28 protein-coding genes are annotated in these 24,229 nt (G+C 32.8%); 23 read left to right on the forward strand and 5 right to left on the reverse strand.

All coding sequences use genetic code 11. The annotated features are described in order from the left end of the window. The first annotated feature begins 7 nt into the window (after positions 1-7). The 16 genes from RBU61_RS01370 to RBU61_RS01445 all read left to right on the forward strand — a co-directional run bounded on the left by RBU61_RS01370 (position 8) and on the right by RBU61_RS01445 (position 13,370). Complete coding sequence (locus RBU61_RS01370; RefSeq protein ID WP_308877639.1) at positions 8-565, forward strand: UbiX family flavin prenyltransferase; 558 nt, start codon at positions 8-10, stop codon at positions 563-565. Positions 566-582: 17 nt separating this feature from the next. Further along, positions 583-1,932, forward strand: coding sequence for a UbiD family decarboxylase (locus RBU61_RS01375; RefSeq protein ID WP_308877640.1), 1,350 nt, complete (start codon positions 583-585; stop codon positions 1,930-1,932). Positions 1,933-1,948: 16 nt separating this feature from the next. After that, complete coding sequence (locus tag RBU61_RS01380; protein ID WP_308877642.1) at positions 1,949-2,230, forward strand: BMC domain-containing protein; 282 nt, start codon at positions 1,949-1,951, stop codon at positions 2,228-2,230. Positions 2,231-2,232: 2 nt separating this feature from the next. Next, positions 2,233-2,454 carry a hypothetical protein gene (locus tag RBU61_RS01385; protein ID WP_308877644.1) on the forward strand — a complete coding sequence of 74 codons (222 nt, stop codon included), beginning with the start codon at positions 2,233-2,235 and terminating at the stop codon, positions 2,452-2,454. Positions 2,455-2,470: 16 nt separating this feature from the next. After that, positions 2,471-2,839 (forward strand): BMC domain-containing protein, encoded by a 369-nt coding sequence (locus RBU61_RS01390; RefSeq protein WP_308877645.1) that lies wholly within the window; start codon positions 2,471-2,473, stop codon positions 2,837-2,839. A 39-nt stretch (positions 2,840-2,878) separates the two neighbouring features. Then, positions 2,879-3,157: a BMC domain-containing protein gene (locus RBU61_RS01395; protein ID WP_308877648.1), complete on the forward strand. Its 279-nt coding sequence runs from the start codon at positions 2,879-2,881 to the stop codon at positions 3,155-3,157. Positions 3,158-3,173: 16 nt separating this feature from the next. Then, positions 3,174-3,926, forward strand: a complete 753-nt coding sequence (locus RBU61_RS01400; protein WP_308877650.1) for a flavoprotein — start codon at positions 3,174-3,176, stop codon at positions 3,924-3,926. A gap of 11 nt (positions 3,927-3,937) precedes the next feature. Beyond that, positions 3,938-4,225, forward strand: a complete 288-nt coding sequence (locus RBU61_RS01405; RefSeq protein ID WP_308877651.1) for a EutN/CcmL family microcompartment protein — start codon at positions 3,938-3,940, stop codon at positions 4,223-4,225. 19 nt (positions 4,226-4,244) lie between these two features. Further along, positions 4,245-6,056 carry an adenine deaminase gene (ade, locus tag RBU61_RS01410; RefSeq protein WP_308877652.1) on the forward strand — a complete coding sequence of 604 codons (1,812 nt, stop codon included), beginning with the start codon at positions 4,245-4,247 and terminating at the stop codon, positions 6,054-6,056. Between the two features lie 99 nt (positions 6,057-6,155). Next, entirely contained in the window at positions 6,156-7,520 is a 1,365-nt protein-coding gene (locus RBU61_RS01415) for an NCS2 family permease (protein WP_308877653.1), read from the forward strand. Between the two features lie 75 nt (positions 7,521-7,595). Next, on the forward strand, positions 7,596-8,462 hold the full coding sequence (locus RBU61_RS01420) for an FAD binding domain-containing protein (RefSeq protein ID WP_308877654.1): 867 nt from the start codon (positions 7,596-7,598) through the stop codon (positions 8,460-8,462). Continuing rightward, entirely contained in the window at positions 8,456-8,929 is a 474-nt protein-coding gene (locus RBU61_RS01425; protein WP_308877657.1) for a 2Fe-2S iron-sulfur cluster-binding protein, read from the forward strand. Before RBU61_RS01420 ends, RBU61_RS01425 begins: the two co-directional genes overlap by 7 nt. Then, entirely contained in the window at positions 8,929-10,200 is a 1,272-nt protein-coding gene (locus RBU61_RS01430) for a molybdopterin cofactor-binding domain-containing protein (RefSeq protein ID WP_308877659.1), read from the forward strand. The genes RBU61_RS01425 and RBU61_RS01430 overlap by 1 nt, the downstream gene beginning before the upstream one ends. Beyond that, positions 10,197-11,195 carry a molybdopterin cofactor-binding domain-containing protein gene (locus tag RBU61_RS01435; protein WP_308877661.1) on the forward strand — a complete coding sequence of 333 codons (999 nt, stop codon included), beginning with the start codon at positions 10,197-10,199 and terminating at the stop codon, positions 11,193-11,195. The genes RBU61_RS01430 and RBU61_RS01435 overlap by 4 nt, the downstream gene beginning before the upstream one ends. Positions 11,196-11,213: 18 nt before the next feature. After that, on the forward strand, positions 11,214-12,794 hold the full coding sequence (locus RBU61_RS01440; RefSeq protein WP_308877664.1) for a methyl-accepting chemotaxis protein: 1,581 nt from the start codon (positions 11,214-11,216) through the stop codon (positions 12,792-12,794). A 9-nt stretch (positions 12,795-12,803) separates the two neighbouring features. Next, complete coding sequence (locus tag RBU61_RS01445) at positions 12,804-13,370, forward strand: nucleotidyltransferase family protein (RefSeq protein ID WP_308877666.1); 567 nt, start codon at positions 12,804-12,806, stop codon at positions 13,368-13,370. Between the two features lie 27 nt (positions 13,371-13,397). Here the strand turns inward: RBU61_RS01445 and RBU61_RS01450 are convergent, their stop codons facing one another. After that, a complete protein-coding gene (locus RBU61_RS01450; RefSeq protein WP_308877667.1) occupies positions 13,398-14,753 on the reverse strand; it encodes a sigma-54 dependent transcriptional regulator in 1,356 nt (451 codons plus the stop codon). Further along, positions 14,746-16,350 carry a transporter substrate-binding domain-containing protein gene (locus RBU61_RS01455; RefSeq protein WP_308877668.1) on the reverse strand — a complete coding sequence of 535 codons (1,605 nt, stop codon included), beginning with the start codon at positions 16,348-16,350 and terminating at the stop codon, positions 14,746-14,748. Before RBU61_RS01455 ends, RBU61_RS01450 begins: the two co-directional genes overlap by 8 nt. A 234-nt stretch (positions 16,351-16,584) precedes the next feature. On the opposite strand from RBU61_RS01455, the gene RBU61_RS01460 reads away from it, so the two are divergent. Genes RBU61_RS01460 through RBU61_RS01480 form a run of 5 tightly spaced genes read left to right on the forward strand, consistent with a single transcriptional unit; the run spans position 16,585 to position 21,187 of the window. After that, entirely contained in the window at positions 16,585-17,724 is a 1,140-nt protein-coding gene (locus tag RBU61_RS01460) for an ABC transporter substrate-binding protein (protein ID WP_308877670.1), read from the forward strand. 51 nt (positions 17,725-17,775) lie between these two features. Further along, the gene (locus tag RBU61_RS01465; protein ID WP_308877672.1) at positions 17,776-18,648 is read left to right on the forward strand and encodes a branched-chain amino acid ABC transporter permease; all 873 of its coding nucleotides are present in this window, start codon (positions 17,776-17,778) and stop codon (positions 18,646-18,648) included. A gap of 13 nt (positions 18,649-18,661) precedes the next feature. Continuing rightward, positions 18,662-19,732, forward strand: a complete 1,071-nt coding sequence (locus tag RBU61_RS01470; protein ID WP_308877674.1) for a branched-chain amino acid ABC transporter permease — start codon at positions 18,662-18,664, stop codon at positions 19,730-19,732. Beyond that, a complete protein-coding gene (locus RBU61_RS01475) occupies positions 19,713-20,480 on the forward strand; it encodes an ABC transporter ATP-binding protein (protein WP_308877677.1) in 768 nt (255 codons plus the stop codon). Before RBU61_RS01470 ends, RBU61_RS01475 begins: the two co-directional genes overlap by 20 nt. Then, positions 20,480-21,187: an ABC transporter ATP-binding protein gene (locus RBU61_RS01480; protein WP_308877679.1), complete on the forward strand. Its 708-nt coding sequence runs from the start codon at positions 20,480-20,482 to the stop codon at positions 21,185-21,187. The genes RBU61_RS01475 and RBU61_RS01480 overlap by 1 nt, the downstream gene beginning before the upstream one ends. Before the next feature lie 23 nt (positions 21,188-21,210). On the opposite strand, the gene RBU61_RS01485 is transcribed toward RBU61_RS01480, so the two are convergent. Further along, on the reverse strand, positions 21,211-21,729 hold the full coding sequence (locus RBU61_RS01485) for a nitroreductase family protein (protein ID WP_308877680.1): 519 nt from the start codon (positions 21,727-21,729) through the stop codon (positions 21,211-21,213). A 230-nt stretch (positions 21,730-21,959) separates the two neighbouring features. On the opposite strand from RBU61_RS01485, the gene RBU61_RS01490 reads away from it, so the two are divergent. Next, positions 21,960-22,526 carry a DNA-3-methyladenine glycosylase I gene (locus tag RBU61_RS01490; RefSeq protein ID WP_308877682.1) on the forward strand — a complete coding sequence of 189 codons (567 nt, stop codon included), beginning with the start codon at positions 21,960-21,962 and terminating at the stop codon, positions 22,524-22,526. A 119-nt stretch (positions 22,527-22,645) separates the two neighbouring features. On the opposite strand, the gene RBU61_RS01495 is transcribed toward RBU61_RS01490, so the two are convergent. After that, a complete protein-coding gene (locus RBU61_RS01495; RefSeq protein ID WP_308877684.1) occupies positions 22,646-22,996 on the reverse strand; it encodes a carboxymuconolactone decarboxylase family protein in 351 nt (116 codons plus the stop codon). A gap of 205 nt (positions 22,997-23,201) precedes the next feature. On the opposite strand from RBU61_RS01495, the gene RBU61_RS01500 reads away from it, so the two are divergent. Continuing rightward, a complete protein-coding gene (locus tag RBU61_RS01500) occupies positions 23,202-23,873 on the forward strand; it encodes a TIGR00266 family protein (protein WP_308877686.1) in 672 nt (223 codons plus the stop codon). A gap of 65 nt (positions 23,874-23,938) precedes the next feature. Here RBU61_RS01500 and RBU61_RS01505 read toward each other — a convergent pair whose 3' ends face one another. Then, positions 23,939-24,091, reverse strand: a complete 153-nt coding sequence (locus tag RBU61_RS01505) for an NAD(P)H-hydrate epimerase (protein ID WP_308879739.1) — start codon at positions 24,089-24,091, stop codon at positions 23,939-23,941. Between the last annotated feature and the right edge of the window lie 138 nt (positions 24,092-24,229).

The raw sequence follows: 24,229 nt of genomic DNA on the forward strand, positions 1-24,229 counted from the left end.
AAAAAAGATGAAAATAGTAGTTGGAGTATCTGGCGGTAGTGGATCCATTTATGCTATTTCTCTTCTAAAGGCATTAAAAGAACTAAATATAGAGACTCACCTTGTGGTTTCCACCATGGGAGAATATGTAACAGAGCATGAATGTGGTGTGAGTTTAGAAGAATTAAAATCCTTAGCCACATATTACCATGACAACAAAAACTTTGCAGCTCCCATAGCCAGTGGATCTTTTAAGGTAGATAAAATGATAGTATTACCTTGTTCCATGAAGACTTTATCATCTGTTGCCTATGGTTTTTCTGATTCATTAATAGCTCGTGCTTGTGATGTTACCATCAAGGAAGGAAGAAAATTAATCTTAGTACCTAGGGAAACTCCATTAAGTTCAATTCACCTAGAGAATATGCTAAAACTCTCAAAGATGAATGTAACTATATTTCCACTGAGTCCAGGATTTTATAACCATCCAGAAACCATAGAAGATATTGTATTTAATATGACAGGAAGAATATTAGATGCATTAGAAATAGACAATAATTTAGTCAATAGATGGACAGGACAATAAGTATAAGGAGGGAGAATGTGGAGAATCAAATGTTAAGATATACCTTAGAAAAACTAAGGGCTAACAATTCCCTTTTAGAAACAAATAAAGAAGTAGATTATATATATGAAATGGGAGCAGTATTAAAATATTGTAACAATAGAGTACCTATGTTGTTTAACAATATAAAGGGAAATCCGTTGTCCTCCATAGGAGGATTGTATGGAGATAGAATGATAATATATGACTTACTGGGAATAGACCACAACAATAGAATGGAAAGATTTATGGATGGGATAGTTAATCCACAACCATATAAAGTAGTTAGTAATGGTCCAGTGAAGGAAAATATAATAAAAAGAAATATAGATCTACAAAGAATACTACCTATAAACAAGTTTCAAGAAAAAGATTCATCAAGCTTTATAACGGCAGGAGTAATGGTAGTAAAAGATCCTGATACGGGTAAATTTTTTACTTCCATAAGAAGACTACAGGTAAATGGTGGAAATCAGCTTTCAGCATTGATCGCATCACCAAAACTTACTAATGATTTTCTAGAACTAGAAAGACAAGGAAAGCCCTTAGAAGTTGCCATAGTTTTAGGATATGATGCACCATTTCTAATGGCCAGTCAAATAAGTTCTGCAACTTATGGAGTAGACAAATATATGGTAGATAGTAGTTTAAGAGGAGAACCTTTAGAACTTGTACCCTGTGAAACAGTAGATCTTTTAGTGCCAGCATATGCAGAAATAGTTTTAGAAGGGCGTATTGTTCCAGGTAAAAGAGAATTAGAAGGACCATTTGGAGAACTAATGGGATACTATGGAGCACAAGCACCACACCCAATAATAGAAGTAGATTGTATTCTTCATAGAAATAATCCTATATATCAAACTGCTTTTCCATGTAGAGAAGAACATGTATCAAATGGTTTAATAAGAGAAATAGAACTATACTACCATCTAAAGAATCAAGTAGATGTAGTAGATGTATATGTAACAGAAGGCGGGGGGTACAGATTTAATGCCTTTATTGCCATTAGAAAACATAAAAAGGGTGATGCTAAAACTGCAATATTAGCTGCATTAGGACTAAACAAGGACTTAAAGCAAGTTGTCATAGTAGACGAAGACGTAAACATATTTGACCTTCAAGAAGTTGAATGGGCAATAACTACAAGATCACAAGCATCAATGGACTATACCATAGTGGAAGGGGCCTTAGGTTCATCCTTGGAGCCATCCCATGATATAAGAGGAGTAACAGATAAGGTTGGAATAGATGCTACTAGACCTTTAGAAGATAATTGTGGAAAATTTAGTAGAGCCATTATACCAGAGTATGGTAATATAGATATAAATAAATACTTTCCAAATATTTAGAAAGTTGGTGAGGTAAGTGAGAGAAGCTATAGGAATGGTTGAGACGAGGTCTTTTGTTGCGGCTCTTGAAGTGGCAGATGCAATGACAAAGGCTGCCAGTGTAAAGATTATGGATTTTCAAATAGTTGGATCAGGACTAGTTTCAGTTACAGTAACAGGAGACGTGGCTGCAGTAACTGCAGCAGTAGAGACAGGGAAAGAACGAGGGGCACAAGTGGCGGAAGTAGTATCAGCTAATGTAATTCCAAGACCTCATGATGAAGTAGATAAAATATTTGACTTTGATGGTGGTGAATAATTATGGCAAATCCCTTATCTAGAATCGCCATGGGGAACCTTATAAAGGATAATAGACCAATAATAAGCAATAGAGTAGAAAATAAAATCTGTAACCTTGGCAATGGAGAAAGTAAAATAATCTCAGATATAATAAATAGAGAGAGACAAGTAGTAGAAGAAATAAGAGGAGTAAAAGCAATAACCCTAGAAGAAGCAGCGGAAAGAGTAAAAAATAACCGTTAGCAACGGGAGGTGTGAAATGAATAAAGCATTGGGACTTATAGAAGCCTTAGGTTTAACTACAGCAGTTACAGCTTTAGATGCTGCCAGTAAAGCTGCTGACATAACCTTAGTTGGATTTGAAAAAATTATAGGAGTAGGTAAGGCAGTGGGAGTAAATATCCAGATAGCAGGAGAAGTAGCTGCAGTTCAAGCAGCAGTAGAGGCAGCGGTAAGTGCTGGAAATAAAGTAGGAGTAATATTTGCATCCCATGTAATACCAAGACCCCATGATGAAGTAGATGCTCTAATAGCAAAATTTGCTAAGAATATAGGGAGCAAGGAAGAAAAAAAAGAAGTAAAAAAATCAGCAAAACAAGAAAATAAAAAAGAAGAAAATAAAAAATAAATAAGAATAGAATAAAAAATCCATAAGGAGGAATAAAACATGAGTCAAGCATTAGGATTAGTTGAAACTAAAGGATTAGTAGGTAGTATAGAGGCAGCAGATGCCATGGTAAAAGCTGCAAATGTTACTTTAGTGGGATATGAGAAAATAGGATTTGGTCTTGTAACAGTAATGGTTAGAGGAGACGTAGGAGCAGTAAAAGCAGCAGTAGATGCAGGAGCAGAAGCAGCAAGAAACGTAGGAGAACTTCATTCCGTTCACGTAATCCCAAGACCTCATGCAGAAGTCGAAAGAGTTGTCTTAAAACAATACGAATAATATTGGAGTGTTTTAGATGAAAACAAAGATAACTTCAAATATATTGGAGGATATATCTAAGAGGCTTTTAGGGGGAAATAATCAAGGAAATGGTGAAAGAGTATTAGTAGTCTTTACTGGCTCTGATATTTACCTAGATAATAAAATAGAAGAAATAAGAGGACTAAAAAATAAAGGGATGAAAATATCTCTAGGGTTTTCCTTTATGGCAGAACAAATATTAGATACTGAAAAAATCATTAATACCTTGACTCCAGCAAAGATATATAGAGAACAAGATATTCTAAAACTAAAGGAAATACCAAGAAATTATTCAGCCTTAATTAGTCCAAATATAACTATAAATACAATTTCTAAAATATCTCTAGGAATGATAGATTCCTTTATACCCAATTTAATATGGACATTTATGTATCAAGGTAAAAATGTGTATATGGATTTTGAAGGAATCAGGAACTATTTAGGAGAAAAAACAAATAATAAAGAAATACTAAATCAAATCAATATCCATATAGAAACTGTTAAAAAAATGGGAGCAATAGAAATAGAAGATAATAAATACACAGACAATATAGTAATAGGGGTAAAGGATGAAAATATAAAATTAAATCCAAGATTACAAGAAAATACAGATAAAAAAGTAATAACAGAAAAGGATATATTAAATATATCTTCAAATAGTAATTTAATCTTACCTAAAGGAACAATAATAACCCACTTAGCCAGAGATAAGGCTTTAGCTAAGAACATAAAAATAGAAATAAAATAAGGAGGCTTAGTATGAGAATCGGTAGAGTAATTGGAACAGTCGTAGCCACAAGAAAAGACGAGAAACTAATAGGAACTAAGTTAATGATTACACAGCCTCTAGATTTAGATTTGAAACCAAAAGGAGAATCACTAATTGCTGTGGACACTGTAGGTGCAGGTATAGGGGAGCTAATAGTATTTGTAACAGGAACAGCCTCTAGAATTGCCGCGAGAAAAATGGACTCACCTATAGATGCTTCCATAGTAGGTATAATAGATGAAGTAGATATAAATAAGAGCCTATTAGGCAATGAGTAGAAGGGAGAGGATAGGCTTTATGGATACTAAGTATTTGAAAATGGCAATGGAATATAGATCCTCCATTGATGCTTTAATGGGTAGTAAAGAATATGCAGATACAGTTCTTGTGGGAGGAGAAGTAATAAATGTAATTACTAGAGAAATATATAAAGCTGATATCGCCATTAAGCATAAATACATTTTATTAGTGGGAGATTGCAAAGAGTTAATAGGACCTGAAACTACAGTTATAGATGTAAGTGGAAGATACTTATCTCCTGGATTTATAGATTCTCATATGCATTTTGAATCCAGTATGCTTACAGTAACAGAATTTTCAAGACTTTCTATACCTTCAGGAACAACAACTTTAGTAGCAGACCCCCATGAAATAGGAAATGCACTAGGTACTATTGGAATGAAGGCAATGGCAGATGAAATAGATCATGTTCCATCTAATGTATATCTGGTAGTGCCTGCACTTACTCCAGATTGCCCAGACTTAGAAACAGCAGGATATGATGTAAATTCTAAAGATATGAAAGAATTGCTAAACTATAAAAATATAATAGGTATAGGGGAATTACAAGGATTTAGTAATGCAAAACATGTATATAGAAATACACCGGAAATAATAACAGATTTATTAGCATCAACCATATATGCAAGGTCTAAAAATATGGTGGTAGATGGAAATGCTCCAGAGCTATTTGGCAAGGAACTGGCAGCTCACATAATATCAACAGGTGGAAAATGTTCATGCCATGAGACAACTACAAAAAAAGAAGCAGTAGAGAAACTTCGTCAAGGAGTATATCTATTTATGAGAGAAGGATCTACTCAAAAGAATATGGCAGAATGTATAAGGGCAGTAACAGAAGAAGGAATGGATTCAAGACGATGCATATTGGCTACAGATGATATGGTAGCAGCAGACTTAGAGACAATAGGACATATGAATGAAATAGTAAGAAGAACTATAAAAGAAGGAGTCAGTCCAGCAGAAGCCATTCAAATGGTGACAATAAATCCAGCTACATACTTTGGACTTGACCATGTAGGGGTATTATCTCCTGGGAAACAGGCAGATATAGCCATAATAGATGATTTGGAAGAAATGGTAATAGCAGGAGTATTTCTAAAAGGAAATTTAGTTTCTTTAAAGAAAGAGCTTCTCATAGATTTACCAAGATATACTTATCCAGAAGTTGTAAAGACTTCTGTTAAAATAGGACCAATCTCTGAAAATGATTTAGAAATAGAAGCAGAAGGACAATCAGCCCGTGTAAGATGTATAGAAGTAATACCAGATCAAAACCTAACAGGAAAATCAGAGGAAACATTAAGGGTAAATAGAGGCTTAGTAGAAGCAGACACAGGGAAAGACACTTTATATATAGCCTGTGTAGAGAGATATAATAGAACAAATAATATAGGAAAAGCTTTTGTAAAAGGCTTTGGTATGCAAGAAGGAGCTTTTGCAGAATCGGTAGCTCATGACACTCATAATATAATGGTTGTTGGAAGTAATATAAAAGATATGACCATAGCAGTAAACAAAGTAATAGAAATGGGCGGAGGAATAGCAATTGCAAACAGGGGCAGAGTATTATCTGAAATGAGATTACCAGTTGGGGGACTTATAACAGATGAACTAGACGGACATGAAGTGAGTAGAAAAATAGCTGAACTAGAAAATGTAATAACAAAAGACTTAGGATGTAAAATTCATGCACCATTGATGCACTTATCTTTTTTAGCATTATCTACTAGCCCAGCTTGGAAAATAACAGATAAAGGACTTATAGATGTAAACAACTTTAAAATTCTTCCTCCAGTTATAAAATAAGAATTAACTACAGTTATGTACGAAAATTTAGTATAATACTAAATAGATATAGAAAGGAAAGGAGGGTAGTTTCTAAAATCAAATAAAAGGAGGAGTATTATGTCTAGTCAAGGAGCTTCAAATGTTAGTTTTCTTGAAAAGCAGTTTAAGCTAAAGGAACACAATACTGACGTAAAGACAGAAGTTTTAGCAGGTATCACTACTTTCATGACCATGGCTTATATTTTAGCGGTAAACCCTAGTATACTATCAGAATCAGGTATGGATTGGGGTGGAGTATTTACAGCTACTGCACTTTCAGCTGTAATAGCATGTGTGATGATGGCGTTCATGGCGAATTATCCATTTGCATTGGCACCAGGAATGGGACTTAATGCGTATTTTACTTATACAGTAGTATTTGGTATGGGAAAATCATGGCAATTTGCTTTGACAGCTGTACTTTTAGAAGGGATTATATTTATTTTACTATCATTCTTTAATGTTAGAGAAGCAATTTTTAATTCAATTCCATTTAATCTTAAAAAAGCGGTATCTGTAGGCATAGGTTTATTTATTGCTTTAATCGGACTAATAAATGCAGAAATAGTATCTACAGGTAAGACAATGGTAGTAGATGGAGTAAATGTATTAAATGAAGGTGGACTAATAATAACTCTTGGAAACCTAAAATCAGCAACTCCAATATTAGCAATAATAGGAATAATAATAACAGGATTTTTATTAGCTAAAAAGGTTAAGGGAGCATTATTCTTTGGTATTTTAATTACAACAGTTGTTGGTATACCAATGGGAGTTACTCAATTACCACAAGGTGCATTATTCTCATTACCACCATCCCTTAAAGAAGTAGCATTTAAATTAGAATGGACTAATATATTTAGTTGGGAAATGCTTATAGTAGTATTCTCTTTCCTATTCGTTGATGTATTTGATACTATAGGAACTTTAATAGGAGTATCTTCAAAGGCTAATATGCTTGATGAAAACGGTCAGTTACCTAAAGTTAAAGAAGCTTTACTGGCAGATGCCATAGGTACCACAGCTGGAGCTCTACTAGGTACATCTACAGTAACTACCTTTGTTGAATCATCTGCGGGAGTAGCTGAAGGTGGTAGAACAGGACTTACTACTTTAACAACGGCAGGAATGTTTGCTTTAGCATTAGTATTTGCTCCAATATTTGGAATGGTTCCAGGAGCTGCAACTGCCCCAGCATTAATCTTAGTTGGACTTTTCATGATGAGCCCAATTAAAGAGATTGATTTAGATGATTTCACAGAAGCAATACCAGCATTTTTAACAATTGTTATGATGCCATTTGCATATAGTATAGCTGAAGGTATAGTATTTGGAATGGTTTCATACGTAGTATTAAAAGTTATAACTGGAAAACACAAAGATGTATCACCAGTTATGTATGTACTGGCATTATTATTTATAGCTAAAATAATATTTATGTAAAGTAATACTTACTTGAATAGCCGCCTCTCTCGGGGGCGGCTTTTTAAAACAAAAAATCCTATGAGGGGTGAAAATATGACCTTAAAAGAAGTTTACAATGGTAGGAGTGTTGAGGAAGTAGTAGGATTATTGGGGGAATATGGAAATGGGGCAAAGCTCATTTCTGGAGGAACAGATATAGTAATTGAACTTAAAAACAAGAAAATAACACCTAAGATTTTGATAGACATAAGTAAAATAGAAGAATTAAAAGAAATAAGAGAAGATGAAAACTATATTACATTGGGGTCAGGAGTTACATTCACTGAAATAATTGAAAATCCATTATTTAGTGGAAATTTACATGGATTATATAAAGCCTGTAGAATGGTTGGTTCTCCCCAAATAAGGAATAAGGGAACCATAGGTGGAAATATAGCCAATGGCTCATCTGCAGCAGATGGAGTGCCGCCTTTAATAGCTTTAGGAGCTACAATAAAAACCCTTAGTATAGAAGGAACTAGAGAAATACCTTTAGAGGATTATTATATAGATAAACTAAAATCAAATGAAATTATAATAGAAGTAAAATTTAAAAAACCTAATAACAACCAAATTCTAACTTTTGCAAAGCTTGGACTAAGAAAAGCTTTAGCCATATCAAGACTATCAATCGCATCTTTAATCGGATTAAATGAAGAAGGAATAATAGAATCTGTCACAATTGCCAGTGGAGCACTGGGAAAGTATCCCATGAGAGAAGAAGAAGTAGAAGAATATTTAATTAATAAGAAAATAGATGAAAAAATCATAGAAGAAGCCATAACTACATTACAAAACTCTATGGATGAAAGGTTAAAAGGAAGGTCCACTTTACCATATAAAAGAGTTGCTGTATCTAGTATTCTTAGAGAGAATCTTGAGGAATTAATAAAAAGTAGAATTGAGGTGGAAGCATGGTGAATATAAGTTTAACAGTAAATGAAGAATTATTTGAAGTTTCTGTAAGGGAAGATTTAAGGCTCATAGATTTACTTAGAGACGAATTAGGACTAATAGGAACTAAGGAAGGTTGTGGAGAAGGTGAATGCGGAGCTTGTACCATAATCATGGATGGAGAAACTGTTAACTCATGTTTGGTCATGGCATTTCAGGCAAATGGGAGCAATATTTTGACAATAGAAGGAATGGAGAAGGAAGGAAATATTCATCCGATACAACAGGCATATATAGATGTTGGGGCAGTACAATGTGGTTTCTGTATTCCAGGAATGGTCTTATCTACTAAGGCTCTATTAGATAAAAATCCCCATCCTTCAAAGGAGGAAATTAGGGAAGGAATATCAGGAAATCTATGTAGATGTACAGGGTATAATAAGATGATTCATGCAACAGAAAAAGCTATGGAATATATGGAGGAGGGGAAGTAATGGAGCTAAATGTAGTGGGCAAAAACATCATTAGGGTAGATGCCTATTCAAAGGTTACAGGAAGGGCTTTATATCCTCAAGATATATATCTAGAAGACATGGTTTATGGAAAAACACTAAGATCAACAAAACCTCATGCAAAGATAAAAGTAGATACTACAGAGGCAGAAAAAATAGAAGGGGTACTAAAAGTATTTACATATAAAGATATACCAAATGAAAATAAACATGGAGTAGTTTTAAAGGACCATGAAGTATTTGCCAGTGAGAAGGTTATTAGAATAGGAGAACCTATAGCGTTCATAGTAGGTGAGACACAAGAAGCTTGTGAAGAAGGTTATGAAAAAATCATAGTGGACTATGAGGAGTTAGATGCAGTTTTTGATCCAGTAGAAGCAATGAAAGAAGATTCTCCCAAGGTTCATGGAGATTCCAATATTATTCTTTATTATAAGTTAAGGCATGGGGATATTGAAGAGGGAAAGAAAAAATGTAAGTATATAGTGGAAAACACATATAAATCTCCAATGGTCGAGCATGCTTTTTTACAACCAGAAGCGGGTTTGGGATATTTAGAAGAAGACGGTACAGTAGTCGTAGCAGTAGCTACCCAATATCCTCATTATGATAGAGAAGAAATAGCTATTAACTTAGGATTGCCAGAGGAAAAGGTAAAGGTAATAAACACAAATATAGGCGGAGCCTTTGGAGCAAGGGAAGATATATCTATTCAAATCCATTTGGCACTAGCTGCTAAAGTCTTAAAAAGACCAGTAAAGGTCATATTTTCTAGAGAAGAATCCTTCTTAGCCCACTCAAAGCGTCACCCTATGATTATGAAATATAAAACAGGAGCAGATGAAAATGGCTTTTTGCAGTATATGGAGGCAGAAATAGTTGGAGATTCTGGAGCTCATGCTTCTTGGGCAATAAACGTACTTAGAAAGTCAGGAGTACATGCAACAGGACCTTATGTTATACCAAATGTAAAGGTGGATAGCTATGCAGTATATACAAATAATCCTTTCACAGGTGCCATGAGAGGATTTGGTGCAACTCAAGTATCTATTGCCTATGAACAACAAATGGATGAATTAGCGGAGAAATTGGGGATAAGTCCTATTGAAATTAGAATGAAAAATATATTTAGAAAAGGATCTATGACAGCAACAGGTCAAATATTAACGGATAGTGTACCTTTAGATAAATGTATAGAAGAAGTTAATAGAGATTTTCAGTTCTTAGAGGAATCGGAGGAGGGAGCCATATGAAAAAAATAGGTAGAGGTATAGGAGTTTCATTTTATGGAACAGGCTATGGTAATGGATTTCCAGATATATCAAGGGCAATAATTAGGCTTCTTCCAGAAGGGAGAATTGGAATATATTGTGGAGTTACAGAGGTGGGACAGGGGGCCAAAACTGCGATGATACAAATTGGGGCTGAAGTCCTAGATTTAGAGGTAAAATATATAGATTTGATTCATGAAAATACATCTTTAATGCCGGACTCGGGAACAGCTGCTGCAACTAGACAAACCTATAACACTGGAAATGCCATAAAAGTAGCTTGCGAAAATATGAAAAAGGAATTATTTGAGAAAGCAAAAGTAGAATTAAATCTTAATTCTACTTCAGGATTAATTTTAGAAAAAGGTGAAGTGATCTTGAAGTTCTTTCCAGAAAGGAGAATATCTTACAAAAAACTATCTGAAATATATTATAATGATGATATAATAGAGGCAAAGGGAGAATTTACTGCTCAAACAACAGAAATGGATATAGAGACAGGTCAAGGAGCACCTTATTGGCCTTATACATTTAATGCTTGTGCAGTAGAAGTAGAAGTAAATGCTGAAACGGGTGTAGTCAATATTTTAAGATCTACCTTTGCTCAAGATGCAGGTCGTGCAGTAAATCCGAGAATATTAGAAGGACAAATGGATGGTGGATTTGCCATGGGACTAGGGTACACATTATTCGAGGATTTGAATCTTGATAAAGGAATAATGAAGAATAATAGATTTTCAAAGTACTTAATACCAACAGCTATGGATATGGTAGATATAAATAATATCATAGTAGAGGACCCTGAACCGACTGCACCCTATGGTGCTAAAGGTATAGGGGAGCCAGTTATGATTCCCATAGCTCCTGCCATATTAAATGCTATCTATGATGCAGTAGGTATTAGAATAAAAGAGTTACCTGTGACACCAGAAAAACTTATAAGGCATCTAAGGGAGGGGGAAGAAAAAATAGGATAAGATACAAGGAGGGTAATTGTGGGGAAAAGAATTAGAGATTTTTTAAAATTATTTATTTTTTCAACTATATTTATGGTGGCTAGTTATTTTACTAGCCTATATTTTGAATCGCAGATTATGCAAATTGTATTAACTGTATTGTTTTCACTAGGATTATCCTTAGTTCTATTAAAAGTAAAAGGTAATGGGGGAATGAAAGAAATCATAAATCATTTATCTAATATTAATAATTTAGATTTTGACCTTACAGAGAACATAGATATATCCCATGAGGCTAGGGAAAAGATTCATCAAGTATATAGACAGGTAAGGGATAATTTAAAAACACAAGTGGAAATATCTACAGAGATATTTAATATATGTGAAGACCTAACTACTTTGGCTGTGGAATCTTTAGGAAGTGCAGAGCTAATAGCTACATCAGTAGAAATAGCTGATTCCAATGCAGTGGAGCAAAGCCAAATGCTTAATGAAACCAATAATCTTGCAGACAAAATTCACTTGTCTATGAAAAATATAGATAATGATGTAATAGATAAGATTCAATTTATATCAAGTTCTATTACTACAGCTCAAGAAGGAATAGAGGAAATAACCGCCATAGAAGATAGAATAATAAACTCTAAATCCATGTTAGAAAATAATGCTAAAAAGGTAGTAGAATTAAGAAACTATTTAGATGAAGTAGTAAATTTAGTGGATTTAATAAATAAAATATCTAATCAGACAAAGATGCTTTCCCTAAATGCATCTATAGAAGCAGCTAGGGCAGGAGAGGAAGGAAAAGGATTTTCCGTTGTAGCCAATGAAGTAGGAAAGTTGGCAAATGAAACAGAAACTGTATCTAAGAAAATAGAGGAAGTAATCCATAGGCTAAAGGATGATATAGTCTTTATCTCTAATTCCATGGAAAGTGAAATGGATTATATGGATGAAAACTGTGGAGTAATGGAAAAGACAAATCAAGAATTTATAGGAATTATAGAAACACTAAATCTAGGTAAAGAAAGCTTAGAAGGTATAAAGGAATCCACAGGGGAAAATAATTCTATGATTGAAGAAATTGTAACTAACGTAACTAGAATACATGAGTTTTCAGAAGAAACAACGGCTCAAATAGTACAGACTACAGAAGAAACAATATCACAACATAATAGATCAAAGAATCTAAATGATGTAGTGGAAAAAATCAAAACCTATGTCTATGCTATGCAGCAATTTGTAGTAGGTAGAGTTATGGAAGAAAAGATGGTAAAACAAGCCCATAAAGTAAAAGAGTATTTTCTAAGTAATAAAAATATAAATGATAATATGATAAAAGAATTAATGAAGGATACAGGAGTAGATGCCATATATATTACAGACTCAAAGGGAGCTGTAGAATATACTAATGAAAAATCTGCCATAGGATTAAATCTATATGAAGCAGATCCAAGTTTTAATGAATTTAAGAGAGGCAATAAGGAATACATAGTAACCCCAATTAAAAAAAGAGTAGAAGATGGAAAATTATTTAAGTTTCTAACCCTTACAGATGAAAAAGGCAGGCTTTACGAAATTGGACTTGCCTTAGACTCACTGATTAAGACTATAAAGTAGGATAGGAAAATGATTACAGGAATTATTTTAGCATCAGGTTTTTCAAGGAGAATGAAAAAAGATAAGCTGCTTATAGATATAGGGGGAGAAAAAATAATAGAAAGAGTTATTAAAGCATGTATAGAATCAAATCTAGATGAAATAATTTTAGTCTACAGGACGGAAGAAGTAAAAAGAATAGGCGAAAAATATAATATAAAAACTTGTTACAACGAAAATGCTCATTTGGGTCAGTCACAGGGACTGAAATTAGGAGTAATGAATTCTTCACATACTGAGTATATGTTTTTAGTAGGAGATCAGCCATTTATTACATCAGAATTAATAAATCAATTAATCTACCAATATAAAGAATCAGATCTACCTATATTAGTGCCTTATTATAATGGAAATCGAGGTATGCCAATGATTATTTCATCCATATATAAGGAAGAAATTCTAAAGATAGTGGGAGATAAAGGGGCTAGAGACATTGTAAAAGGGAACATGGATAAGGTAAAAATAGTAGATATAGAAGAAGAAAAGCCAGGCATGGATATAGATGATGAAGAAGATTTAAGGAAATTTAAAAAATAAAAAATTGAGGGAATCACTGTGATTTCCTCAATTTTTTAAATTATATTGATTTAATTTATTGTAAAGATGTCTTTCACTCATACCTAACATTTGGGCAGTTTTCCTTTTATTATTATCACAATATTCCAAAGTGGCAAGAATAAGTTTTTGTTCTGCAGATTCTATGGTGTCACCAATATAAATAGGGACATTTTCACTCAAGGCAACTCTATGGGTATTAGGTATGATTTCATTTGGTAAATCTTGAACTTGAATGATATTTTTATCTGTCAATGCAACAGCTCTTTCAATAATATTTTGAAGTTCACGTACATTTCCTGGATAATCGTGGTTTTCCAATACTTCTATGGCAGTACGACTTATACCGGTCACGTCTTTATTAAAGGCTTTGCTATATTTATTTATAAAATGTTTTGTTAGAGCTGGAATATCGTCTCTTCTATTTCTTAGAGGAGGAGTTTCAATATTTACTACATTTAGTCTAAAAAATAAATCTTCTCTAAAATTACCCTTCTTTACCTCTGCGATTAAATTTAAGTTAGTCGCAGCCACTAGTCTAAAATCAACAGGTATAGATTTTTCACTTCCAAGGGGAGTAATGGTTTTCTCTTGAATAACCCTTAATAGTTTTGCCTGAAGTTGTAAATCCATATCTCCAATTTCATCTAAGAATAAAGTTCCCTTATCTGCCAGTTCAAATTTTCCTTTGTATTTATTATTAGCTCCAGTAAAAGCTCCTTTTTCATATCCAAATAATTCGGATTCCAGAAGGTTATGTGGAATGGCAGCACAGTTTATAATTTCCATATTTTGATTTTTTCGTCTGCTGGTTTCGTGAATAGCCCTAGCAATAAGTTCTTTTCCAGTGCCTGATTCTCCAGATATTAGAACATTAATATCTACATTTTTGACTCTATCGATCATTTTAAATACTTCATTCATGGCATGGCTGGAAGATACCATTTTAAGATCAAATTTATCTTCATTGATTTTTCGTGTTAAATCCTGAACTTCATCAGATAGAGATTGGTATTCTAAAGCTTTATTTATTAAAGATATTAAACCATTTATATCCAATGGCTTAGTAATATAATAATAAGCCCCCCTTTGAATAGCTTCAATGGAATCTTCAATGGAGCCATAGGCAGTCATGGCAATTACAATAACCCTATTATTTTGAGATTTAATAGTATTTAATACTTCTATTCCCTTATAGTCACCTAAATATTGATCAAGCAAAACCAAGTCTATATCCTTGTTATTAATAATATCTAGACCTTCAGGTACGTCTGTAGTCGTATATACATTAAAATGATCTTCCAGTGCAAATCTTAAGGCAGTAAGAATTGACACCTCATCATCTATTACCAAGATATTATACATTGTTATCATCTCCAATTTGTAAAACTCTAGGCATATAAAGAATAACCTCAGTTCCTTTACTAAGTTCACTATTTAATTTTATTTCCCCATTATTTTCATTGACTAGCCTATGGGTTACTGAAAGACCTATACCATAGCCGGTTTTTTTAGAAGTAATAAAGGGATCAAATAATTTATTTAACATTTCATCAGGTACTCCAATTCCATTGTCCTTAATTTTTATGACAGCCTTAGAATTTTCCACAGATCCTGATATTTCTATTTTACCATTATCTTCTATAGCATCAATACTATTGAGAATAATATTAATAAGAATTTGCTTCATTTGAGGTATATCTGCATAAAAACAAATATCCGTACTCTTAGTAAATATTTGAATATTTTTTTCTCTAATTTTTTGTTTGAGTAATGTTAAAATTTCAGACAAAATATTATCCAATATGATTTTAGATGGCTTTGGGCTTTTGGGCTTTGAATAATCTAATAAAGAACTAACTAGCTCATCTAATCTTTTAACTTCATTTGGAACTACTTTAATCAACTCGTCTCTAAATCTTTCATCCTCATATTTTAAGGGAATTAAATCAACGAAAGCTTTTATAGAAGTCAATGGATTTCTAAGTTCATGAGCAATACTGGCAGATAACTTTCCCAATGATTGCATTTTATCATTTTGCATTGCAATATTATTTAAGGCAATTACTTCTTTAGTTCTAATGTCTACTTCTTCCTTTAGCCTTCTATTCCAATAATATATAACATATATGAAGATACTAGAAAGAAGAAGAGCTACTAAAGCAGTGGAGAAAAGATTTTTCCATTTCTGACTTACATCAAAAATATTCTCACCAAACCATTTGGTATAGATTTTATCATAGGTTCCATTATCTTTGATGGCTTTCAAACCAGTATTTAGAATATTTAAAAGTTCAGTATCTCCCTTTTTTACTGCAATGCTATATTTAGTAGTATAAAGGGGTTCTCCTACTATTTTAACGGTTTCTGTTAAATCAAAGGTTTGAACATAAAAAATTCCAGTGAGTCTATTTCCTATAAAGGCATCTACTTCCCCAGATAATAAGGATTCTAGGGCCTCTAATTGATTTACTTTTTCTATAATATCTAGATTAGGAATGGATCTAATGATTTCATTAGTAACATCGTTTGCTTGGATAGCTACTCTTTTCCCATCTAAGTCTCTAATATCTTTTATATAGCTAGTATCTTTCAGAACAAAAATATTTTGAGAGTTTATAACTATTTCTTCAGTAAAATCATAGGTTCTGCTACGTTCGGGAGTTATTGTCATACCTTGAATACCATCTATCTCTCCATTTTTTAAAGAAATCATAGTATTATCCCAATCATTAGGTATTAACTCAATTTCCAATCCCAATTCTATGGCTATAGCTCTTATTATATCTACATTAAATCCTCTGAAGTTTTGGTTATTGTCTATGAATTCATAAGGTGGATAATTATTATCTCCGCCTATTTTAAGAGGTTTCATTTTAATATCCTGTATATCATTAGTAAATCCAAGGGTAAATATGGAAAATATAATTATCAATATAATTAAACTTTGTCTCTTGTACATTTCACACCTCAAACTATTAGAATAGATTTAATATTATTATACCTTTATATGAAAAAATTTCATAGTATGAATTAATTACATAGTTATTATTTCATATATCTATTATTTCCATAGCTAAATCCCTTATTATAATAAAAATAACAGTATAAAAATTTGGCACAGAATTTGCTATATATAGTGGCATAGAAAAATATAGAGTCTATAAAGATTTCTAAAAAATAAGGAGGATTAATAATGAAAAAAAACGCTTTTATAGCAATTATGTTGATCTTAGTAGTTTCACTATCTGCATGTAGTGGTGGGGGTGGAGGAAACAGCAACTCTACAGAATTATATATAGCATCAGCTAACCCTATGACAGGTGACTCAGCTCAATTTGGTGATATGAAAGTTAAAGCAATAGAATTAGCATTAGATGAAGTAAATAAAGCAGGTGGTATTGATGGTAAACAAGTAAAATTAATTGTTGGTGACGATACAGGAAATCCTAAAGAAGCACCAAACGTAGCTCAAAAGTTTGCAGGAGATAATAAAGTTTTAGCAGTAATTGGTCACTGGAACAGTTCTTGTACATTAGCAGCAAGGGGAATTTATGAGGCTGCTGGTATACCAGTTATTACAGACTCAGTTAATAAACAAATAACTGATGGAAGTACACCTCATTTATATCGTATATCATTAACAGATACTACACAGGCGAAAAACTTAGCACAATATGCTTACAATGTATTAGGTAAGAAAAAGGCTGCAATATTGTTTACAGCCAACGATTTTGGTACAGGACTTAAAAATGACTTTACAGAAGAGTTTGAAGGTCTAGGCGGAAAAGTTGTAGCATCAGAAACATATTTTGAAGGACAATCAAAAGACTTCAGCCCTCAGCTTACAAAAATTAAAGGTGAAAATCCAGATATAATGTTTGTTGCAGGATATTATGTAGAGACAGCTTTAATAGCACAACAGGCAGGACCAGCAGGATTAAATGTTCCAATGATAGGAACAGAGGGAATCAGTTCAGATGAATTAATTAAATTAGGTGGAGATGCAGTTGAAGGAATAAGATTCGCAGCTTTCTTCCACAAAGATGTAGAGTTCCCAGGAACAAAGGAATTTGTAGAATCATTTAGAGCTAAATATAATAAAGAACCTGATAACTATGCAGCATTAGCTTATGACTCAGCAAAACTTATTCTTGAAGGTATGAAACAAAATGGAGCAACAAGAGATGGTATAACTAAATATTTACAAGAAGTTAAGGAGTTCCCTGGAGTAGCAGGACCAATATCCTTTGAAAATAATGATGTAACAAGAAGTATTTTAATATTAGAAGTTAAAGATGGACAAATTGTTTTATCAGAGGATCAATTAAACTAAAACTATGGAGGCCTAAAGGCCTCCTATGCACACAAAGGAGAGTGAAAAGATATGTTTATGGAGCATTTAAGTAATGGTATAGCTTTAGGTAGTATTTATGCCCTAACTGCTATAGGATTTACTATGGTCTATGGTATCATCAGACTTATAAACTTTGCCCATGGTGATGTTTATATGATTGGTGCTTTCTTAACATATACAGGATTGACACTATTTAATATGCCAATAGCCCTTGCTTTCTTATTTGGAATGGCTGGCGCATCTATATTTGGTATAGCCATAGCAAAATTTGCTTATAGTCCTGTATTTAAGGCACCTAAGATAAATCTATTTTTATCTGCAGTAGGAATGGGAATATTCTTGGAGAACTTTGCCATGCTTATATGGGGTCCAGAGACTCAATCATTTCCAAATGTAATCAACAATAAGGTATTTAGTTTTTTAGGAATAAGAGTTAATACTATTCAGTTAATAATTTTAGGTACAACAATTGTTTTAGTTGCAATATTAACTTATATAGTACAATATACAAGAATAGGACGTGCCATGAGATGTGTATCTCAAGATATGGATGTTTCAAGGCTTATGGGAATCAATACAAATAAAATAGTATACTTTACTTTCGGACTTGGTTCAGCCCTTGGAGCTGCTGCAGGTACTTTAGTTGCAATATACTATAAGGCAGCATATCCTATGATGGGTTATGTACCAGGATTAAAGGCGTTTATTGCAGCTGTAATAGGCGGTATAGGTAGTATTCCAGGTGCAATGCTTGGAGGTATTATAATGGGAGTATCAGAGAGTTTAGGTGCAGGATATATCTCTTCAGGATATAGAGATGCCATAGCTTTTATAATCTTAATAATTATCCTTATTCTAAAACCTGAAGGCTTATTAGGTAAGGGCATTAAAGAAAAGGTATAGGAGGTGGAGAAGAATGGGTAATATTTCGAGAGTTTTATTAAATTTAATACTATATTCAGGAATATTATATTTAGGAATAATCGTACTTTCAAAAGTATTTGACCTAGGTACAAAGAAGTTTATGAATTTAAATAATAAGAATAGAAAAGTTGCAAGTTTAGGATTTTTAGTATTAGGAGCATTATTACCTTTAGTTTTGGCCAACAATACCTATGCACTAAGGACAAGTGTATTGGTACTTATATATATAGTATTGGCACTAAGCTTAAACTTTGTTCTCGGATTTGCAGGCCAGCTTTCAATGGGACACTCAGCATTTTATGCTGTAGGAGCTTATACTACTGCTATTCTTACAGTAACGTATAATGTACCATTTTGGATTGCATTAGTTTGCAGTGGAATAGTTTCTGCAATATTTGGATTACTCTTAGGTATTCCTACTTTAAGGTTAAAAGGAGACTATTTAGCTATTACTACCATAGGGTTTAGTGAAATCCTAAGATTAGTTTTAATCAACTGGGCATCCTTTACAAGAGGACCAGCCGGTATACCAGGAATTCCATCACCTAAGATATTTGGTTATACCATAAGTAGTAATACAGGATATTATTATATATTATATATACTAGCTCTTTTAACTATATTTATATCCTATAGATTATTAAATTCAAGACTTGGAAGAGGGTTAGTAGCAGTAAAAGATGATGAAGTAGCAGCTGAAGCAATGGGAATAAATCCAACATTTCTAAAAATCTTAGCATTCGTTTTAGGGGCAGCAATAGCAGGACTTGCAGGAGGAGTATTTGCTTCATTCATCCACTATGTAAATCCAGATAACTTCACATATATGGAATCTGTAGTAATGCTTACTATGGTAGTATTAGGAGGAGTAGGAAGTATTCCAGGAATCATTGTAGGTGCAACAATACTTACAATATTACCTGAGGCACTTAGAGGTATATCCACTTATAGATATGCAATATACGGAATACTTTTAGTAATGATGATGATAGTAAGACCTCAAGGAATGATCAGCATGTCTAGTCTAAAGGGAGGTGCAAAGCATGAGAATTCTCGAAGCTAAAGGAATTACAATGCGTTTTGGTGGATTAACTGCTGTAAATAATGTAGATTTCCATATAGATAAAGGTGAAATAGTAAGTCTAATAGGACCAAATGGAGCGGGAAAAACTACTTTTTTCAATGCTATTACTGGAATATATGAGCCAACAGCAGGGGAAGTTGCATTTTTAGGAGAAAAGGTAAAGAAGTCTAAACCTTATGAAATAACAAAAATGGGTATAGGCAGAACGTTTCAAAATATAAGACTCTTTAGCACTATGACAGTTCTTGAAAATGTAATGGTAGGTCAATATTGTAGAACATCTTCAAATCTGCTGGCTACTATATTGAAATCTCCTAAACTTATAAAAGAGGAGAAAGAAGTTGAAGAGAAAGTAATGGATATTTTAGAATTCTTAGAGCTGACTCATTTGAAAGATGAAATAGCTGTAAGCCTTCCCTATGGTTATCAAAGAAGAGTAGAGATCGCCCGAGCGTTGGCGACAGAGCCTAAGCTAATCTTACTTGATGAACCGGCAGCAGGTATGAACTCAGGTGAAAAAGTTGAAATGACAAACCTTATAAAGAAAATTAGAGATAGAGGAAATACTATTTTAGTTATAGAACATGATATGAAACTTGTAATGGGTATATCCGATAGAATCTCTGTACTAGAATATGGAAATAAAATAGCAGAAGGATTACCACATGAAATACAAAGTAATGATAGAGTAATCGAAGCTTATCTAGGTAAAGGAGGTGCTAAGTAATGTTAAAGGTTGAAGATTTAAACGTATATTATGGTGGGATACATGCCTTACAAGGATTAAACTTTGAAATAAAAAAGGGAGAAATAATTACTTTAATTGGAAGTAATGGTGCAGGAAAGACCAGCACCCTAAGAGCCATATCTAACCTAATAAAGTCTCAAGGTAGTATAAAATATAAAGATGAAGAAATAAGTAATTTAAGTGCAGAAAAAATAGTAGCTAAAAAACTTATTCATGTTCCAGAGGGAAGAAGAATATTTACTGCCCTAACAGTAGAAGAAAACCTTTTAATGGGTGCTTATTTAAGAAATGATAAGGACAAAATAAAGGAAGACCTTGAGTTTGTATATAATATGTTCCCTAGATTAAGAGAAAGAACAAAACAATATGGTGGAACTCTAAGTGGTGGAGAACAGCAGATGTTAGCTATTGGAAGAGCATTGCTATCAGCTCCGGAACTACTAATGCTAGATGAACCTTCCATGGGATTAGCACCAATAGTTATTGAAGAGATATTTGAATCTATCAAAGAAATAAATCAAAAAACAGGACTAACATTTTTATTTGTGGAGCAAAATGCTAATGTTGCATTACAAACAGCAGATAGAGGCTATGTAATAGAAACAGGAAAAATTCTATTTACAGGAGATGCTAAGGATTTATTACATGATGACAGAGTAAGAAAAGCTTATTTAGGTGAAGCATAGAAAAGGCGACCATAGTCGCCTTTTTAAAATTTATTATAATGTATTTTGGCATAAGGAAGAGCTTCGTTATTATGAGGACTTTTTTCTTCTGAAGGATAACCTAGGGAAATCATACATTCAACATTATATTTTTCAGGAATATTTAATACATTTTTTACATAATCCTCTACACTTTCATCTTGCGGAGTAAGTCGATTTCTTACTTGAATCCAACAAGAACCAATACCTAAGGACTCTGCCATTAGTTGAATAACAGTAGCTATAATGGAGGAATCCTCTATCCAAATCTCACTAATTTGAGAGTCAGCAGCTATAACAATTGCTAAAGGTGCATTTTTTATAGGAGCTGAAGCATGACCTCTTGAGTCACCTAGTTTTGTTAAGTTCTCCTTATTGTCAACTACTATAAGTTCCCAAGGTCTTCTATTCTTAGAAGAAGGAGAGGTGAGCGCTCCTTGCAAAATTTTATCTAGTGCTTCTTTTTCTATTTCTCTATCCTCATATTTTCTAATACTTCTTCTTTTCATAAGTAAATCTAACATGGTATCACTCCTTATTTTGGTATTGTAAGAATATTATAACATAGATTATTTATAACGAATAGGAAAGTTCTACTTTGGTATTTTTCTAATTAAGAACTCAATCTGACCTAAACAAGTTTCAAAAAACACTTCCTTTATTATGTTTTTTTAGAAGTCTTTTTTATAATATGGTATTATAGGGTATAAGATAAAGATACATATAAGTATAAATAGATATATAAGGAGAAAATATGGAAATTAAAAGATGCCCTTGGGCAAAAAAAGATATAGATATTGAATATCATGATAATGAATGGGGAAAAGCTGTTCATGATGATAATAAATTATTTGAAATGATTATATTGGAAGGTATGCAGGCAGGACTCAGTTGGAATACAATTCTGAACAAGAGAGAGGATATGAGATTAGCCTTTGACAACTTTAATCCTGAAATAATCGCTAAATATGATATAGCGAAAAAGGAACAATTATTACTCAACCCAAATATTATTCGCAATAAAGCTAAGATAAATGCATTAGTTACCAATGCACAAGCATTCTTACGCATTCAGGAAGATTATGGCTCTTTTGATAGTTATATTTGGAGATTTGTTGATGACCAGCCAATAATAAATTCATGGACAGAAATATCTCAGGTGCCTATAAGTACAGAGATTTCTGATGCTATAAGTAAGGATTTATATGCTCGTGGATTTAAGTTTGTGGGTTCAATAATCTGCTATTCTTTTATGCAGGCCATAGGCATGGTTAATGATCATATGGTATGGTGTGAACAATATAAAATGAATTTGGGTTAGAAGAAGGAAGCAAAATACCTTATCAATAGATAGGATGCTTGTCAGAGGATTGGAAATGTCCTATAGTCTATATAAATTAATAAACTACCTAATTTAGGTAGTTTATTAATTTATTGATATTATTCGAAGTCTTTAGCAAATTCTTCTAATGAATTCTTTAATAAGGTTACAGTATAAGCAAGGGATGGACCGCCACCAAATGCAATTGCAACCATTGCAGCTTCCATTATTTCTTCCTTAGTTAAACCTGTTTTTAAAGCGTTGTAAGCATGTCCAACTATGCAATATTCACATCTACTATATACGGAAATACCAATAGCTACTAATTCTTTTTTCTTTAAATCAATAGTACCATCTTTAAATACAGTATTTGTAAAGTTGCCAAAGGCAGACAATTGTTCTGGATTTGTTGTTGCAACACTTGACATACCATTATTGAAATCAGCTAAATATTCTCTAGGACTTTTCATCTTAAATTCCTCCAATTTAAATTTATAAATATATAAAACAAAAGTTATAATCTACAAATTAATTATACTAGAGTTTAAAATAGCTGACTAATAGAAAAAAATAATAAGCTGACATATAGAATAGAATAAATTTATAGAAGAAATTTAAAAAATCATGTAAAATATATATATGGACATAAAACAATAATTTAGCGGAGGTAGCAACATGAAATATTCAATAGAAGGAGATTATCCAGTACTTAGATGTGTACTTAATAGAGGAGAAACTATAAAAACTAGTGCAGGGGCTATGTCTTGGATGACAGATGGGTTTGATATTGAAACTGCATCAGGTGGTATCATGAAAGGTATAGCTAGAATGTTTTCTGGAGAGAGCATGTTTTTTAATCTTTATACGGCAAAAACTGATAATCAAGAAATTGTATTTGCTTCATCATTGCCAGGAACAATAAGACATATAAAAATGGAAGGTCAAACTTTAATAGGACAGAAATCAGCATATCTAGCTTCAGAAACTAGTGTTGAATTCCAGACTGTATTTACTAAAAAGTTTTCCTCAGGTTTGCTAGGAGGAGAAGGATTTATTTTACAAAGATTTTCAGGATATGGAGATTTATTCCTAGAAGCAGATGGATCTTTAACTGAATACAACTTAAACCCAGGTGAAGCAATGCTAGTAGATCAAGGACATGTATTCTTATTTGAAGAAAGTGTAAAGTATGAAATAGAAACAATTAAGGGAATGAAAAATGTTTTATTTGGAGGGGAAGGATTATTTCTTGTAAGATTAATAGGTCCCGGTAAAGTAGTTCTCCAATCAATGCCTATATCAAATTTAGCTGCAAGGATAGTGCCATTTGTACCTTCAAAGGGATAACAGAGGATGGCTTAGCCCATCCTTTTTAATATTTCATTAGTAACCTTTTAAGGTATTCCAATAGATTACACTATTATTTCTCCTATATTCCCATCTAATCTAGAGGGAATGTCAACTGAAAGAATATTATTTGAATAAACGTTGATTAAAGAAATCACTTCTCTAAATATACCTTCAATTTTTCGTGTTAATCCAATTCCAAATATTGAATCTATAATAAGCTCCTAAGATCTTTGATTTTTTCCAGATAGTGAAGTTAAAGCACCTTGTAATATCTTGTCCTATACTTCTTTTTCTATTTACTGATCCTTATATTTTCTAATGCTTCTTCTTTTCATAAATAAATCTAACATTAA

Source organism: Tissierella sp. MB52-C2 (assembly GCF_030931715.1).
Taxonomy (GTDB): domain Bacteria; phylum Bacillota; class Clostridia; order Tissierellales; family Tissierellaceae; genus Tissierella.

Coding starts and splice junctions, on each gene's coding strand:
- RBU61_RS01370 (WP_308877639.1), top strand. CDS start 8: ATGAAAATAGTAGTTGGAGTATCTGGCGGTAGTGGATCCATTTATGCT.
- RBU61_RS01385 (WP_308877644.1), top strand. CDS start 2,233: ATGGCAAATCCCTTATCTAGAATCGCCATGGGGAACCTTATAAAGGAT.
- RBU61_RS01390 (WP_308877645.1), top strand. CDS start 2,471: ATGAATAAAGCATTGGGACTTATAGAAGCCTTAGGTTTAACTACAGCA.
- RBU61_RS01395 (WP_308877648.1), top strand. CDS start 2,879: ATGAGTCAAGCATTAGGATTAGTTGAAACTAAAGGATTAGTAGGTAGT.
- RBU61_RS01400 (WP_308877650.1), top strand. CDS start 3,174: ATGAAAACAAAGATAACTTCAAATATATTGGAGGATATATCTAAGAGG.
- RBU61_RS01405 (WP_308877651.1), top strand. CDS start 3,938: ATGAGAATCGGTAGAGTAATTGGAACAGTCGTAGCCACAAGAAAAGAC.
- ade (WP_308877652.1), top strand. CDS start 4,245: ATGGATACTAAGTATTTGAAAATGGCAATGGAATATAGATCCTCCATT.
- RBU61_RS01415 (WP_308877653.1), top strand. CDS start 6,156: ATGTCTAGTCAAGGAGCTTCAAATGTTAGTTTTCTTGAAAAGCAGTTT.
- RBU61_RS01420 (WP_308877654.1), top strand. CDS start 7,596: ATGACCTTAAAAGAAGTTTACAATGGTAGGAGTGTTGAGGAAGTAGTA.
- RBU61_RS01425 (WP_308877657.1), top strand. CDS start 8,456: ATGGTGAATATAAGTTTAACAGTAAATGAAGAATTATTTGAAGTTTCT.
- RBU61_RS01430 (WP_308877659.1), top strand. CDS start 8,929: ATGGAGCTAAATGTAGTGGGCAAAAACATCATTAGGGTAGATGCCTAT.
- RBU61_RS01435 (WP_308877661.1), top strand. CDS start 10,197: ATGAAAAAAATAGGTAGAGGTATAGGAGTTTCATTTTATGGAACAGGC.
- RBU61_RS01445 (WP_308877666.1), top strand. CDS start 12,804: ATGATTACAGGAATTATTTTAGCATCAGGTTTTTCAAGGAGAATGAAA.
- RBU61_RS01450 (WP_308877667.1), bottom strand. CDS start 14,753: ATGTATAATATCTTGGTAATAGATGATGAGGTGTCAATTCTTACTGCC.
- RBU61_RS01455 (WP_308877668.1), bottom strand. CDS start 16,350: ATGTACAAGAGACAAAGTTTAATTATATTGATAATTATATTTTCCATA.
- RBU61_RS01460 (WP_308877670.1), top strand. CDS start 16,585: ATGAAAAAAAACGCTTTTATAGCAATTATGTTGATCTTAGTAGTTTCA.
- RBU61_RS01465 (WP_308877672.1), top strand. CDS start 17,776: ATGTTTATGGAGCATTTAAGTAATGGTATAGCTTTAGGTAGTATTTAT.
- RBU61_RS01470 (WP_308877674.1), top strand. CDS start 18,662: ATGGGTAATATTTCGAGAGTTTTATTAAATTTAATACTATATTCAGGA.
- RBU61_RS01475 (WP_308877677.1), top strand. CDS start 19,713: ATGAGAATTCTCGAAGCTAAAGGAATTACAATGCGTTTTGGTGGATTA.
- RBU61_RS01480 (WP_308877679.1), top strand. CDS start 20,480: ATGTTAAAGGTTGAAGATTTAAACGTATATTATGGTGGGATACATGCC.
- RBU61_RS01485 (WP_308877680.1), bottom strand. CDS start 21,729: ATGTTAGATTTACTTATGAAAAGAAGAAGTATTAGAAAATATGAGGAT.
- RBU61_RS01490 (WP_308877682.1), top strand. CDS start 21,960: ATGGAAATTAAAAGATGCCCTTGGGCAAAAAAAGATATAGATATTGAA.
- RBU61_RS01495 (WP_308877684.1), bottom strand. CDS start 22,996: ATGAAAAGTCCTAGAGAATATTTAGCTGATTTCAATAATGGTATGTCA.
- RBU61_RS01500 (WP_308877686.1), top strand. CDS start 23,202: ATGAAATATTCAATAGAAGGAGATTATCCAGTACTTAGATGTGTACTT.